This window comes from Duganella sp. 1411 (assembly GCF_017833525.1).
Classification (GTDB): domain Bacteria; phylum Pseudomonadota; class Gammaproteobacteria; order Burkholderiales; family Burkholderiaceae_D; genus Rugamonas.
In genome coordinates this window covers 2,350,762-2,364,184 of sequence record NZ_JAFICD010000001.1, presented here as the reverse complement: position 1 = coordinate 2,364,184, position 13,423 = coordinate 2,350,762, and the positions used below count along the sequence as shown (strand labels likewise).

Here is a 13,423-nt window from a genome sequence, read left to right as displayed (position 1 = left end):
GTTATAGGCAGCGCACGGCCGCCAGAGGCTTGCCGGCTTCATTGGCTGGCACCGTCGCGCCGGCGCCGGCACCGACACTCATCGCGCAGGCGTGCAGGCCCACCGTGATGCCGGACTTTTCCGCATCGGCGGATGAAAACGACAGGCGCCAGCGCTGCTCGGCCGGTGCCTGGAACAATGCGACGACGCCGATGAAATAGGCCTCGCGCGTGACCTTCTCAACCACCTCGTAGCGCTGGCCCGGTATCAGCATGACCTCCTTGACCTCCAGCAGATCGTTGCCCAGCAACTGGCGCTCGGTCTGCGGATCGAGGAAGGCGTTGAAGTTCATTTGCTGGAAGGTGGCGGTTTGGCGCAGCTTGTAGATGCGCGCCGCCAGCGCCATTGGCTGCACCGCCTTGCCGGCGTTGAGGTTCTGCGCCGCGTGCAGCCGAATCGCCACATTGCGCGGCGGCTTCTGCGCGTCGGGAAGCTCCGGCGGCTTTTGGATGCCGGCCATTTGCAGCGCCGCGCCGGCGATGGAGCCGGCCGCGCAGCCTTGTAGGGCAAGGAATCCCGCTATCACGATCATGGTTGTTCCGTTCATGTTTTCTCCAGACGATCCATGCATTAGAACGAAAGCCGGCGGCATCGAACTTGCGAAGGCGCAAGCAATTTGGAGAGGATGGAATACTTGACTAAACGCAACTATCGATACTGGCGTTCATGAATAATGGTTCTCTCGTATTCGGGTCTGCAAACAAGGAGAGAGTGATGAACATAGCAAGAACATGGTTGCCGTGCGTGGCGGGTCTGATCCTGTTGTCCGCCTGCGCGACGGACGGTGAGAAGGTCCGCGCCGACAAGCCGCATGCCGCCACGCTGGAGCAGGCGCTGACCGATGCCGGCGCCGCGCTGGCCGCCGGCGAAGGCGACAAGGCGCAGGGCATCCTGAAGGCCGCCACCACCACCTACCCGGCCGACAAGGCGCCCTGGCTGCAGATGGCGCAAATCAAATTCGACCGCGCCAACTACGGCGAGGCGATCACCAACGCGCTCGAGGCCTTGCAGCGCGATCCGAACGACAAGCTGGGGAACAGCATCGTCGCCGTCAGCGGCCTGCGGCTGTCGACCAAGGCGCTGTCGGATCTGAGCCGGCAAAACAACCTGAATGGGTCGCTGCGTTCGGAGGCGCAGGAGCTGGCCAAGCTGCTGCGCGGCAGCCTGGGCGAGGATGTGCTGGTGCCATCGGCGGCCGGGCGCAAAACGCCTCCCACCAAGAAGAACACCGCCGCGACGCCTGCGGTCAAGAACACCAACCAAACCAACAGCAGCGATCCTTTCGGCGGTTTGAAGTAAGCCGCTTCCCTTGTCTTCCTTTTTTGATGGAGTTTGTATGGCAAATGGTGACAGTGTCCAAAAGCGCCTGACCAAAGTGCGCCCTCCGCGTGTGCAGATGACGTACGACGTGGAGATCGGCGACGCGATGGAGAACAAGGAGCTGCCGTTCGTGGTGGGCGTGGTCGGCGACTTCGGCGGCGATTCGAAGGTGGAGAAGAAGCGCCTCAAGGACCGCAAGTTCGTCGGAATCGACCGCGACAACTTCGATGAAGTGTTGAGCGGCGTCGAACCGGTGGCGCGCTTCCAGGTGCCGAACCAGCTGGCCGGCGACGACACCAGCTTCAATGTGGAGCTGCATTTCAAGGCGATGTCGGATTTCCGGCCCGAGGCCGTGGTGCGCCAGGTCGAGCCGCTCAGCCGCCTGCTGGAGGCGCGCGGCAAGCTGGCCGACCTGCGCAACAAATTGGCCGGCAACGACAAGCTGGAGGACATCCTGAGCGAGGTCCTGAGCAGCACCGACAAGCTGGCCAAGCTCAAATCGGCCAAACCGGTCAAGGAGAGCTGACATGTCCGCGCAAATCAACCAGGTGCGGGACGCCGCCGTGATGACGGAGGATTCCAGCCTGCTGGACCAGATCGTCGAGGAGAGCAAGGTCGCCAAATCGACGGTCGAACACGAACGCGCCAAGGACATCATCTCCGAACTGGTGGCCCAGGTCCTCGACGGCACGGTGGTGGTGTCGAACAACCTGTCGGCGACGCTCGATGCGCGCGTGGCGGAGCTGGACCGGCTGATCTCCAGCCAGTTGAGCGCCATCATGCACGCGCCGGCGTTTCAAAAACTCGAGCAAAGCTGGACCGGCCTACATTACCTGGTCAAGAATTCCGCCACCGGCCAGGGCCTGAAAATCCGCATGCTCAACGCAACCAAGCGGGAGCTGGTCAAGGACTTCCAGTCGGCGCTGGAGTTCGACCAGAGCTCGATGTTCAAGAAGGTCTACGAGGAGGAATTCGGCACCTTCGGCGGCGCGCCCTACGCGGCGCTGCTGGGCGACTTCGAGATCTCGCGCCAGCCGGAGGACATGTACTTCATCGAGCAGATGTCGCACGTGGCGGCGGCGTCGCATGCGCCGTTCATCGCCTCCGCCGCGCCCGAGCTGTTTGGATTGGAGACCTACGGCGATCTGGGCAAGCCGCGCGACCTGTCCAAGGTGTTCGACACCGTGGAATACGCCAAGTGGAAGGCCTTCCGCGAATCGGAGGATTCGCGCTACGTTGGGCTGGCGCTGCCGCGTTTCCTGGGACGCCTGCCATTCAATCCGGTCGACGGCACCACGGTCGAAGGCTTCAACTTCGTCGAGGAGGTGGACGGCAGCGATCATCAGAAATACCTGTGGTGTAACGCCGCCTATGCCTTCGGCGCCAAGCTGACCAAGGCCTTCGACGATTTCGGCTGGTGCGCGGCGATCCGCGGCGTCGAGGGCGGAGGCCTGGTGGACGACCTGCCCACGCACACTTTCAAGACCGACGACGGCGAGGTGGCGCTCAAGTGCCCGACCGAGGTGGCCATCACCGACCGCCGCGAGAAGGAACTGAGCGATCTCGGATTCATCTCGCTGGTGCACTGCAAGAACACGGCCTACGCCGCCTTCTTCGGCGCCCAGTCGGCGCAGAAGGCGAAGAAGTACAGCTCCGACGCGGCCAACGCCAACGCGGTGCTGTCGTCGCAGCTGCAGTACATCTTTGCGGTGTCGCGCATCGCCCACTACATGAAGGCCATGATGCGCGACAAGGTCGGCAGCTTCGCCTCGGCCTCCAACGTCGAGGACTTCCTCAACCGCTGGCTGATGCGATACGTTCTGCTCGACGACAACGCCAGCCAGGAGCAAAAGGCGCAGTTCCCGCTGCGCGAGGCGTCGGTCCAGGTGCACGAGGTGGCGGGGCGTCCCGGCGTGTACCGCGCCGTGTCCTTCCTGCGGCCGCACTTCCAGCTCGACGAGCTGTCCGTTTCCCTCCGACTGGTCGCGGAGCTTCCGCAGTCGACCAATAGCTGATTTTTCACCATAACCTGAGACTGGAGCATGCAATGGCAATCGACGTTTATCTGCAAATCGACGGTATCAAAGGCGAGTCCGCCGACGACCGCCACAAGGACTGGATCGAATGTAAATCCGTGACCTTCGGCGTGGATCAGCCGAAATCGGCCACCGCGTCCACCGGCGGCGGCCACACGGCCGAACGCTGCGAACACCGCGATATCGTGTTCTCGAAACTGGCGGACCTGTCCTCGCCGATCCTGTTGCAAACCTGTTCCGCCGGCCGCACCATCCCGAAAGCGCGGCTCGAATTCATGCGTGCCGACGCCAATGGCGAACGTGTCAAATACTTCGAGATCGAGATCGAGAATGTGCTGATCGGCGCCGTCTCGCCATCGGTGCACGAGGGCGATATCCTGACCGAGGAAGTCGCGCTGAAATTCTCCAAGATCAAGTGGCGCTATACGCAGCAGAAAATCGGCGGCGGCTCCGGCGGCAATACCTCCGGTGGCTGGGACCTGTCCGCCAACCGCGTGGTCTGACGATCCCCCCGCGCCCGTCGTTCTACTTGCGGCGGCGCGCCTTTTGGGCCAGGCCGGCCTGGCCTGGCCTTTTTTTATGAGTGCATCCCGATGAACGGCTTCACACCTGGCCTGCTTGACCGTCTGCTGGGCGAGCAAGGCGCCGCCGCCCGCCCGGGCCACGGCATGTCCCTGGAACAGCTGAAGGACTCCGTCGCGCGCGACCTGGAAGACCTGCTCAACACGCGCTGCGCGCTATCCGATGAGCTGCTGGACGAATTTCCCGAATGCGCCAGCTCCATCGTCAACTACGGCTTGATCGATTTCGCCGGCATGTGCCTTAGCAGCAGCGAGGATCGTGCCCGCATCTGCGCCGCGTTGAAGACGGCGATCGAACGCCACGAACCGCGCCTGCGCAATGTGCAGGCATGGCTGGAGCGTGAAAACGGCTCCATCAACCGCGTCAGTTTCGCCATCAGCGCCACGCTGGCCGGTCTGCCGGTGACAGAGTCGGTCAGTTTCGACGCGGTGCTGCAACCCTCATCCCTGCATTATTCAATCAACCGCAGCGCCCGCGGAGCCTAGACATGAATCTGAATCTGAAAACACTGATCGGCAAACTGAATGACACCACGCGCATGGCCGCCACGCGCGCCGCCAGCATTTGCGTGGCGCTTGGGCAGTACGAAGTGGAGATCGAACATCTGTTCCTGGCGCTGCTCGAACAGCAGCGCTGCGACGTGGTGCTGATCGCGCGCCATTGCGGCGTCAGTATCGACACGCTGGAGGCCGACCTTCATCACGAGGTCAGCCAGTTCAAGACGGGCAGCACGCGCACGCCCGTGTTCTCTCGCCATCTGCCGCTGCTGCTGGAGCACGCGTGGCTGATCGCCTCTCTGGCGACGCCGCAGCCCGACCGCATCCGCAGCGCGCATTTGCTGGTGGCGCTGTTGACCGAACCCGAGTTGTCGCAGATCGCGCACCGCGCTTCGTCGGCGTTCGCCCGGATTCCGATCGATGAAGTCAAACACCGGCTGGAAAAATATACCGAAGGCTCGCAGGAGGAAACCGCCGGCGCAGCCCATGCCGCGGGCGATTCGCACGCCGCGCCGGCCGTCGACGCCGCGCAACCGGGCGGCGCCCGCACGCCGGCGCTGGACCAGTACACCACCAGCCTGACGCGCGCCGCCGGCGAGGGTAGGCTCGATCCCGTCATCGGCCGCGAAACGGAAGTGCGCCAGATGATCGACATCCTGCTGCGCCGCCGCCAGAACAATCCCATACTCACCGGCGAGGCCGGGGTGGGCAAGACCGCGGTAGTGGAGGGCCTGGCGCTGCGCATCGCCGCCGGCGACGTGCCGGCCGTGCTGCGCGGCGTGGAGATCCGCACGCTGGACATGGGATTGCTGCAGGCCGGCGCCAGTGTCAAGGGCGAGTTCGAGAACCGCCTGAAAAATGTCATCGACGAAGTCAAGCAAAGCCCGCACGGCATCATCCTGTTCATCGACGAGGCGCACACGATGATAGGCGCCGGCGGCGCGGCCGGCCAGAACGACGCCGCCAACCTGCTCAAACCGGCACTGGCGCGCGGCGAGTTACGGACTATCGCCGCCACCACCTGGAGCGAATACAAAAAGTATTTTGAGAAGGATGCGGCGCTGGCGCGGCGGTTCCAGGTGATCAAGGTCGAGGAACCGAGCGAGGAAATCGCCAGCGCCATGCTGCGCGCGATGACGCCGCTGATGGAGCGCCACTTCGGCATCCGCATCCGCGACGAAGCCGTGACCGAGGCGGTGCGGCTGTCGCACCGCTATATCAGCGGCCGCCAGCTGCCGGACAAGGCGGTCAGCGTGCTCGATACGGCGTGCGCCCGTGTCGCCCTGGGCCAGAGCGGGACGCCGGCGTTGCTGGAAACGGCGGCGAAGAGCATGGAGCGCATCGACGCGGAGATCAACGCTTTACAGCGCGAGGAGGGCGGCGACAAGAGCGCGGACGCGCTGCGTCGCCAGCGCTTGCAGCAGCTGACCGACACGCGCGCCGCGCTGGCGCAGGAACATGTGAAGAACACCGAGCGTTGGCAGCGCGAGCAATCGATCGTCGCCGCCATCGCACGCCTGCGCGAAGGCGCGGATGGTTCCTGTGCCAGCGTGGGCGACCTGCGCGCGCTGAAGGAGGAGCTGGCGGCGCTGCAGGGCGAGACGCCGATGGTGCCGGTGGAAGTCGACGCCGCCACCGTGGCGGCCATCGTCTCCGGCTGGACCGGCATCCCGCTGGGGAAAATGGTCAAGGATGAAATCCGCACCGTGCTCAAACTGCAGGACGCGCTGCAGGCGCGCATTCTCGGCCAGCCGGACGCCATCGCCGCCGTGGCGCAGCGCGTGCGCACCGCGCGCGCCAACCTGGACGACCCGAACAAACCCAAGGGCGTGTTCATGTTCGTCGGTCCCTCGGGTGTCGGCAAGACCGAAACCGCGCTGGCACTGGCCGATCTGCTGTACGGCGGCGAGCGCAAGCTCCTGACGATCAACATGAGCGAATACCAGGAGGCGCACAGCGTCTCGGGACTGAAAGGCTCGCCGCCCGGCTACGTCGGCTACGGCCAGGGCGGCGTGCTGACCGAGGCGGTGCGGCGCAATCCGTACAGCGTGGTGCTGCTCGATGAGATTGAAAAGGCCCATCCCGACGTCACCGAACTGTTTTTCCAGGTCTTCGACAAAGGCGTGATGGACGACGCCGAGGGGCGCGAGATCGACTTCCGCAACACCATCATCATCGCCACCTCCAACGCCGGCTCGGCGGCCGTCATGCAGGCATGCCTGAACAAGGAAACACCGCCGACGGTCGATGAACTCGAGCAGCTGTTGCGGCCACAGCTCGTCAAGCACTTCAAGCCCGCCTTCCTCGGGCGGCTCAAGGTGGTGCCGTACTACCCGATCCCGGACCAGGTGCTGGTACGTATCATCGCGCTCAAACTGGATCGCATCGGCCAGCGCATCCGCGACCAGCACCACGCGGAGTTCGGCTACGACGAGGCGCTGGTCGAGGCGGTGCTGGCGCGCTGCACGGAGGTCGATTCCGGCGCCCGCAATGTCGACCATATCCTGAACGGCAGCCTGCTGCCGGAGATCGCCGAGGCGGTGCTCGAGAAGATGGCGCAGGGCGCGGCGATCAGCAAGATCAAGGTCGGCGCCAGCAAGCAGGGGCAGTTCAAGTACACCATCAAATAGCAAGGAGCCAGCCATGTTCAGCATCGCACAACTGCTGTTGCCCATCAGCGCCGAGCGGATCTGCGGCGACGATCTGTCCTTCAGCGGCGAGGTGGACGCCATCGCGCGCGCCCGCACTTTTGACGACCCCACGCTCGATCAAGGCGAGTGGGTCGCGGTGCTGAAGGAGGCCGACTGGGAGTTCGTCGGCAGCCGCTGCGCCGGCATGATCGAAACCCAAACCAAGGATCTGCGCCTGGCCGCCTGGCTGGCGGAAGCCCTGGCCAAGACGCGCGGCCTGCGCGGCCTGGGTGACGGCTACGCTGTGCTGTCCGGCCTGTGCGAGCATTATTGGGAAGGCCTGCATCCGCTGCCGGAGGACGGCGACTACGATCAGCGCATCGGCAATCTGTATTGGCTGCTCACCCGCACCCCGGTGCTGGTGAGGGAAATGCCGCAGGCCGACGGCGGCGCGCTGCTGCCCGAGGCCGAGTACTGCCTGGCCATGCTCACGGAACTGGAGCGCGTGGTCGACAGGCGGCTGGGCGCCGAGGGTCCGGGCTTTAGCGCCGCCAAAGACGCTTTGCAGGCGGTCGTCAGCGCCCTGGCGCCGGCCGGCGGCCACGCCGCGATGACGCCGGGCGGCGAGACCGGCGCGGGTGTCGCCGGCCAGGGCGCGCCCGCGACGTTCGGCGGGCAGGTGCAAAATCGCGCCCAGGCGCTGCAGCAGCTGCGGGTGGTGGCCGATTTTTTCCGCCGCACCGAACCCCATAGCCCGGTCGCCTATCTCGCCGACAAGGCCGCGAGCTGGGGCGACATGCCGCTGCACGTCTGGCTGCGCGCCGTCATCAAGGACCCGGGCACCATCGCCGGCGTCGAGGAGTTGTTGGGCTCCCAGCCGCCCGGCGAATAGCCGGCGCATCGTCCGGCTGTGGTAGTTGTTATAGCGCAACGTCTAATATTGCTCTGAGTGCTACAGATTCTGGCGAACAGTGCTAGCATGAGTCATACATTCCTGATTCTTTGCTAGGGGTTCGCCATGAACAACCTGAAAATCGGCACGCGTCTCGGCGTCGGCTTCTCGCTCATCCTGCTGCTACTGACCACGATGACCATCATTGGCATCATGCGCCTCAGTAGCGCCAGCGCGATGACCGACCAAATGATCGACGTGAGAATCCGCGATCAGCGCCTGATCGCCGAGTGGGGCAAGATCATCGAGGTCAACGCCGCCCGCACCACCGGCGCCTGGATGGTGGCCGATCCGGCCGATCAAAAGACCCTCGAAGGGCTGATGGCCGAGTCGTCCGGCCGCGCCACCAAGATCCAGGACCAGATCGGCGCGACGATCACGGACGAGGAACTCAAGCCGCTGTTCAAACAGGTGCTGGACACGCGCAAGGCCTACACCGACGTGCGCAAGGCCGTCTTCGCCGCCAAGGCCGCGGGCGATCTGGAAAAAGGCAAAAAACTCTACGAAGGCGACCTGACGCAAACCCGCAACAGCTATCTGGCCGCGTTGAAAACCTTCTCGGACCGGCACGCAGTCCTGCTTGACAAGGCCGGCGACGAGATCCACGACCAATACACCAGCGGCCGCACGCTGCTTATCTTGCTGGGCGTGGCCGCCATCGTCATGGGCATCTTCGCCGCGTGGTGGATCACCCACACGATCACGAAGCCGATCAACGAGGCGGTCAAGGTGGCGGAGACCGTGTCCTCGGGCGATTTGACCAGCGATATCCAGGTCCACAGCACCGATGAAACCGGGCAGTTGATGAACGCCCTGAAGATCATGAACTCGAACCTGGTCAGCATCGTCGGCCAGGTTCGCAACGGCACCGACTTGATGGCCACCGCCTCGACCGAGATCGCCGCCGGCAACCAGGACCTGTCGTCGCGCACCGAACAGCAAGCCAGCTCGCTGGAGGAGACGGCATCGTCGATGGAGGAATTGACGTCGACGGTGAAATTCAACGCCGAGAACGCGCGGGAGGCCAACGCGTTGGCGATCAGCGCCGCGGAAATCGCCAGCCGTGGCGGCGCCGTCGTGGGCGAGGTGGTTAACACCATGGGTTCGATCAACGACTCGTCGCGCAAGATCGTGGACATTATTTCGGTCATCGACGGCATCGCCTTCCAGACCAATATTCTCGCGCTGAACGCGGCGGTGGAAGCGGCCCGCGCCGGCGAGCAGGGACGCGGTTTCGCGGTCGTCGCGTCGGAAGTGCGCACCCTGGCGCAGCGCTCGGCCGCCGCCGCCAAGGACATCAAAGGCCTGATCGACGACTCGGTGCAGAAGGTTTCGCTGGGTTCGGACCTGGTCGACAAGGCCGGCCAGACCATGGGCGAAATCGTCACCAGCATCAACCGCGTGACCCAGATTATGACGCAGATCAGCCACGCCAGCGAAGAGCAAAGCATCGGCATCGCCCAGGTCAACGACGCCATCACCCAGATGGACCAGGTGACGCAGCAGAACGCGGCGCTGGTCGAGCAAGCGGCGGCGGCGGCGGAATCGATGCAGGAACAGTCGGCCAAGCTGGCCGACGTGGTCAGCGTATTTAAACTGGACGGCCTGCTGCTGCCGGCGCCCGCCCATGACGCCCGAGGCGCGCCGCGCGCGCAACCACGGCCGGCGCTACCACCGCGCCGCGCCAAGCCCACCGTGGCCGCCGTTTCCGCGCCGCCCCGCAAGGTGGCGTCGGACAGCAAACGCAAGGCGATCACCGCCAGCGACTCGGACGGCTGGGAAGAGTTCTAAATGCGGTTTTAAACGCGTCCGCGCTTCGGTACAATGACGGCCCATGACCAGTACCGACGCCGCACCATCGAATTCGCGCAGCACGCGGGCGCAATGCCCGGCGTGCCTGCGGCCGCGCCAGACATGCATCTGCCGCTGGGTGACCGCCGTCGCCAACCGGGTGGAGGTGCTGATCCTGCAGCATCCGCTGGAAGTCGCCAACGCCAAGGGCAGCGCGCGCCTGTTGCATCTGAGTCTATCCAACAGCGCCCTGGAATGCGGCGAAGCGTTTGATCCCGAGCGGCTGGGCGGCTTGCTGTCGCCGGACCGCCGCAACGTGCTGCTGTACCCGGAGACGGCTGAGGATAAATCGCTGGGACTGGCCTTGCCGCTGCCGTTCGACCCGGACTGGCTCGCGGAGCCTGAGCGTTTGCGGTTGGTGGTGTTGGACGGGACTTGGCGCAAGAGCCGCAAGATGCTGTATCTGAATCCGCCGCTGCAGGCGCTGCCCCGGTTGCCGCTGCGCGATACGCCGCCGTCGCACTATCTGATACGCAAGGCGCATCTGCCGGATCAGCTGTCCACGCTGGAGGCCACGGCGTACGCGCTGGCGCAACTGGAAAACGACCCGCACAAATTCACGCCGCTGATCGACGCCTTCGACGGCTTCGTCGCCCAGCAAGCCAGCTACGTGCGCGCCTGATCAGGCGATCAGCTTCAACCCCGGCGGCAGCGACTCGCCCAGCATGCGTTTTTCGTCGGCCTGGTCGAGTTGCACCACCTCGCGCACCATGGCGCTCCAGTTGGCGGGGGCGCCGATGGCGGCAAGCCGCCGCAGGATCTGGGCGCGCAAGGCCTCGTCGATGTCGCGTGAACGGTCGCCCGTCATGCGCGCCAGATGCGCCGCCGCGAAGCCGGCCGGTTCCACCTTCTTCCAGTCTAGCCCCAGTATCGCGGCAAGCCACTGCGCGGCGACGCCGCTGTCGACGACATCGTGCGCGCTGCCGTGGAAAGGCTGGCGCGCGCCGACGCGGCTCAGGCCCCACAGGAAGCGCGCCTGGGACGCCTCGGCCTTGCCGGCATCGGCCGCGCCGGCACGGGTTTTATTGGCGCCGGCCTTGGCGGCGGCGCGGGTCGCCGCGTCGAGCCGCGACAGCATCCAGGCGCCGATTTCGGCCTTGTAGCTGCCGGGGATGCGTTCGAGCGACGCGCCCAGACGCAGCATGTCCTCCTCGCTGCCGTTGACCAGCGTTTGAGGTCGGCGGCCGCGCTCCTGCGCGTCCGCCTGGACGTTGAAGGCGAAATCGTCGAGCACTCGCAACTGCGCCTCGACACTCAGGCCGCCGGCCACGCGCCGCCACAAGGTCCACCATTCGGCGCAGACCTGGCTGTCCTTGTGGTGCTGAGCGCCGGCCTCGAACATCGCCCACAAGCGCTCGATGCGCCACTCGTCGAGCGGATGGCCGAAGCCGGGACGCAGGCAGTAGCCGCTCAGATTGAGCCACGCGCGTTCGTGTTCCGACGAGCGGCGGCGGCCCTTGGCGCGTTCGAGTAGCGCGTCGAACAGGCGGCGCAGCAGCGGCGTGGTCCAGCTCTCGCGGCTGCCCAGCAGGTGCTCCAGCTGCGCGCGCAACTGCTTGACTTCCTTGATGTCGACCTGCTGCGCGCGGCTGCCGAAGATGCGGTCTATCTTGTCGATGGCGGCGTTCAGGCCCGCCGGCATCGGCGACTCATGTTGGCCGGGGGCGGATAGGTCGTCGGTTTCCGCGATGCCGGTGTCGCCGCGCAGCTGGAACTCCAGCAGCCAGCGCTGCGCGTCCTCGATCGCCACGCAATGCACTTCCAGCGTGCCGACTTCGCTCAGCGTCGCGGCCAGCCGCACCGGGATTTCCTTGCGGGCGTCGGCGGCGCCGCTGTCGCGCAGCACGGTCGCTATCGGCGGCAGCTGGACGTAATCGTCCGGCGACAGTTCGACCAGCTCCCCTGGTTGCGGCGGGGTGGCGTCGGAGGTCGACGAGGCCAGGTGGAAGCGCACCGGCCGGCCAAGGCGCAGCGCGAAAGTGCGTTCGGCCAGCAGGATCTCGCGGTTCTCGGCGCTGCCGCGGGGCAGTATGCAAACGGCGCGGCGCGGCTTGTCGGCGCGTTGTTCGTCGTCCAGCAGCAGGAAGTAGCTGCGTGGCGAGCCGCCGCCGATCACCGGCGCCTGCCCGGTTTGACCGAGCGCGTAGGCCACGCCGCCGCGCGCGACGGCGACATCGGGATCGTTGTTGTTCAAAACGCGCAACGCCTGGCCGCGCCAGCTGGAGAGTACTTCCTGCAAACGGCGGGTGAGGGCGTCGGCGCGGAAAACGCCGCCGTTCAGCAGCAGCGTATCGGGCACCGGTATCGTCGCGTGGTCGTCGGCCGGCAGGCCCAATGCCTCGCGCGCGGCGGCCGCGTGCTGGCGCAGAAAGCCCGCGAGATGGCGCGTGATGGCGGCGTCGCTGGCGTAGGGCAGGCCGAATTCGATGATCGCGCCGCGTACGCGGGTGGCCGGCTCGCGCGACGGGTTCAATGGGAAAAAGCCGTCCACCACCAGCGCCGCCACTTCGTCGCGCGTCAGCTCCGCCGAGCGGGATCCGCCGATCAGGCGCGAGCCTGAACCGAGCAGGGTGACGCTGGCGCGCTCCGGCGCGTCGGCCGCCAGCAGCTGTTCTTTCGCCACCCGGCAGCGTTCCGCCAATTGCGCAAGGCGGCTCGACGACAGGCGCGCGGCCGGCGCGTCGCCGGGCTGTCCGGCGGCCATGCGCGTCTCCACCAGATGCGCCAACGCCAGATCCATATTGTCGCCGCCCAGGATCAGGTGATTGCCGACGCCGATGCGGCTGATCTCCGGCTGGCCATCGGCCATCTCGACTTTGATCAGGCTAAAGTCCGTTGTGCCGCCGCCGACGTCGCACACCAGCAGCAGCCGCGTTTCGGCCAGATCGGCGGCCAGCGTGTCGCGCTGGCGGAACAGCCAATCGTAGAAGGCCGCCTGCGGCTCCTCCAGCAACCGCAGGCCGGACAGGCCGGCCATGCGCGCCGCCTCGAGCGTCAGCGCCCGCGCGCCCTCGTCGAAGGAGGCGGGGATCGTCAGAACGATCTGCTGCCGTTCCAGCGGATGGGAGGGAAAGCGCGTATTCCACGCCGACCGCAAATGCGCGAGATAGGAGGCGCTGGCCGCCACCGGCGACACCTTGGCCACGTCGGCCTCGGTTCCCCACGGCAGGATCGCCGCCGTGCGGTCCACGTTCGGATGCGACAGCCAGCTCTTGGCGCTGGCCACCAGCCGCCCGGGCACCTGCGCGCCCAGCTTGCGCGCCAGGCGACCGATCACCACTTGCTTCAAGCCCGCGACGTCGGCCTGCGGCCATGGCAGCTGCAACTCGCCTTCGGCCAGTTCACCCTCGGCAGGGTGATATCGGACGGAGGGCAGCAAGGCGTCCGCGCCAACCTCGCCCGGCGCCACCAGCTGTTCGATGTCGAACAACTCGATGTCGGCTTTGCCGGGCGCCGAATAGGCCAGCACCGTGTTGGTGGTGCCAAGGTCGATGCTGACGATGTATTGGCTCATGC

Annotated in this window: 11 protein-coding genes; 9 read left to right on the top strand and 2 right to left on the bottom strand. The window is 65.9% G+C overall.

What is annotated here, in order from left to right; all coding sequences use genetic code 11:
* Position 1: 1 nt before the first annotated feature.
* A complete protein-coding gene (tssJ, locus tag JOD97_RS09860; protein ID WP_209715909.1) occupies positions 2 to 586 on the bottom strand; it encodes a type VI secretion system lipoprotein TssJ in 585 nt (194 codons plus the stop codon).
* Between the two features lie 167 nt (positions 587 to 753).
* Here tssJ and JOD97_RS09855 point away from each other — a divergent pair, with 167 nt between their 5' ends.
* The 9 genes from JOD97_RS09855 to JOD97_RS09815 all read left to right on the top strand — a co-directional run bounded on the left by JOD97_RS09855 (position 754) and on the right by JOD97_RS09815 (position 10,529).
* Positions 754 to 1,338, top strand: a complete 585-nt coding sequence (locus JOD97_RS09855) for a M48 family metallopeptidase (RefSeq protein WP_209715906.1) — start codon at positions 754 to 756, stop codon at positions 1,336 to 1,338.
* Positions 1,339 to 1,375: 37 nt separating this feature from the next.
* The gene (tssB, locus tag JOD97_RS09850; protein WP_209715903.1) at positions 1,376 to 1,885 is read left to right on the top strand and encodes a type VI secretion system contractile sheath small subunit; all 510 of its coding nucleotides are present in this window, start codon (positions 1,376 to 1,378) and stop codon (positions 1,883 to 1,885) included.
* Position 1,886: 1 nt separating this feature from the next.
* Entirely contained in the window at positions 1,887 to 3,374 is a 1,488-nt protein-coding gene (gene tssC, locus JOD97_RS09845) for a type VI secretion system contractile sheath large subunit (RefSeq protein ID WP_209715900.1), read from the top strand.
* 32 nt (positions 3,375 to 3,406) lie between these two features.
* Positions 3,407 to 3,898 (top strand): type VI secretion system tube protein Hcp, encoded by a 492-nt coding sequence (locus JOD97_RS09840; protein WP_209715897.1) that lies wholly within the window; start codon positions 3,407 to 3,409, stop codon positions 3,896 to 3,898.
* 90 nt (positions 3,899 to 3,988) lie between these two features.
* The gene (gene tssE / locus JOD97_RS09835; protein ID WP_209715894.1) at positions 3,989 to 4,462 is read left to right on the top strand and encodes a type VI secretion system baseplate subunit TssE; all 474 of its coding nucleotides are present in this window, start codon (positions 3,989 to 3,991) and stop codon (positions 4,460 to 4,462) included.
* A 2-nt stretch (positions 4,463 to 4,464) separates the two neighbouring features.
* Positions 4,465 to 7,104 carry a type VI secretion system ATPase TssH gene (gene tssH / locus JOD97_RS09830; protein WP_209715890.1) on the top strand — a complete coding sequence of 880 codons (2,640 nt, stop codon included), beginning with the start codon at positions 4,465 to 4,467 and terminating at the stop codon, positions 7,102 to 7,104.
* A gap of 13 nt (positions 7,105 to 7,117) precedes the next feature.
* Positions 7,118 to 7,996: a type VI secretion system protein TssA gene (gene tssA / locus JOD97_RS09825; RefSeq protein WP_209715888.1), complete on the top strand. Its 879-nt coding sequence runs from the start codon at positions 7,118 to 7,120 to the stop codon at positions 7,994 to 7,996.
* A 126-nt stretch (positions 7,997 to 8,122) separates the two neighbouring features.
* Positions 8,123 to 9,847 (top strand): methyl-accepting chemotaxis protein, encoded by a 1,725-nt coding sequence (locus JOD97_RS09820; RefSeq protein WP_209715885.1) that lies wholly within the window; start codon positions 8,123 to 8,125, stop codon positions 9,845 to 9,847.
* Between the two features lie 43 nt (positions 9,848 to 9,890).
* Positions 9,891 to 10,529: a tRNA-uridine aminocarboxypropyltransferase gene (locus JOD97_RS09815; protein WP_209715882.1), complete on the top strand. Its 639-nt coding sequence runs from the start codon at positions 9,891 to 9,893 to the stop codon at positions 10,527 to 10,529.
* Here the strand turns inward: JOD97_RS09815 and JOD97_RS09810 are convergent, their stop codons facing one another.
* On the bottom strand, positions 10,530 to 13,421 hold the full coding sequence (locus JOD97_RS09810) for an Hsp70 family protein (protein ID WP_209715879.1): 2,892 nt from the start codon (positions 13,419 to 13,421) through the stop codon (positions 10,530 to 10,532). It abuts the gene before it with no gap.
* Positions 13,422 to 13,423 lie beyond the last annotated feature (2 nt).

Excerpts from the sequence above, each read along its gene's own strand:
- tssJ (WP_209715909.1), bottom strand. The coding sequence starts at position 586 with ATGAACGGAACAACCATGATCGTGATAGCGGGATTCCTTGCCCTACAA.
- JOD97_RS09855 (WP_209715906.1), top strand. The coding sequence starts at position 754 with ATGAACATAGCAAGAACATGGTTGCCGTGCGTGGCGGGTCTGATCCTG.
- tssB (WP_209715903.1), top strand. The coding sequence starts at position 1,376 with ATGGCAAATGGTGACAGTGTCCAAAAGCGCCTGACCAAAGTGCGCCCT.
- tssC (WP_209715900.1), top strand. The coding sequence starts at position 1,887 with ATGTCCGCGCAAATCAACCAGGTGCGGGACGCCGCCGTGATGACGGAG.
- JOD97_RS09840 (WP_209715897.1), top strand. The coding sequence starts at position 3,407 with ATGGCAATCGACGTTTATCTGCAAATCGACGGTATCAAAGGCGAGTCC.
- tssE (WP_209715894.1), top strand. The coding sequence starts at position 3,989 with ATGAACGGCTTCACACCTGGCCTGCTTGACCGTCTGCTGGGCGAGCAA.
- tssH (WP_209715890.1), top strand. The coding sequence starts at position 4,465 with ATGAATCTGAATCTGAAAACACTGATCGGCAAACTGAATGACACCACG.
- tssA (WP_209715888.1), top strand. The coding sequence starts at position 7,118 with ATGTTCAGCATCGCACAACTGCTGTTGCCCATCAGCGCCGAGCGGATC.
- JOD97_RS09820 (WP_209715885.1), top strand. The coding sequence starts at position 8,123 with ATGAACAACCTGAAAATCGGCACGCGTCTCGGCGTCGGCTTCTCGCTC.
- JOD97_RS09815 (WP_209715882.1), top strand. The coding sequence starts at position 9,891 with ATGACCAGTACCGACGCCGCACCATCGAATTCGCGCAGCACGCGGGCG.
- JOD97_RS09810 (WP_209715879.1), bottom strand. The coding sequence starts at position 13,421 with ATGAGCCAATACATCGTCAGCATCGACCTTGGCACCACCAACACGGTG.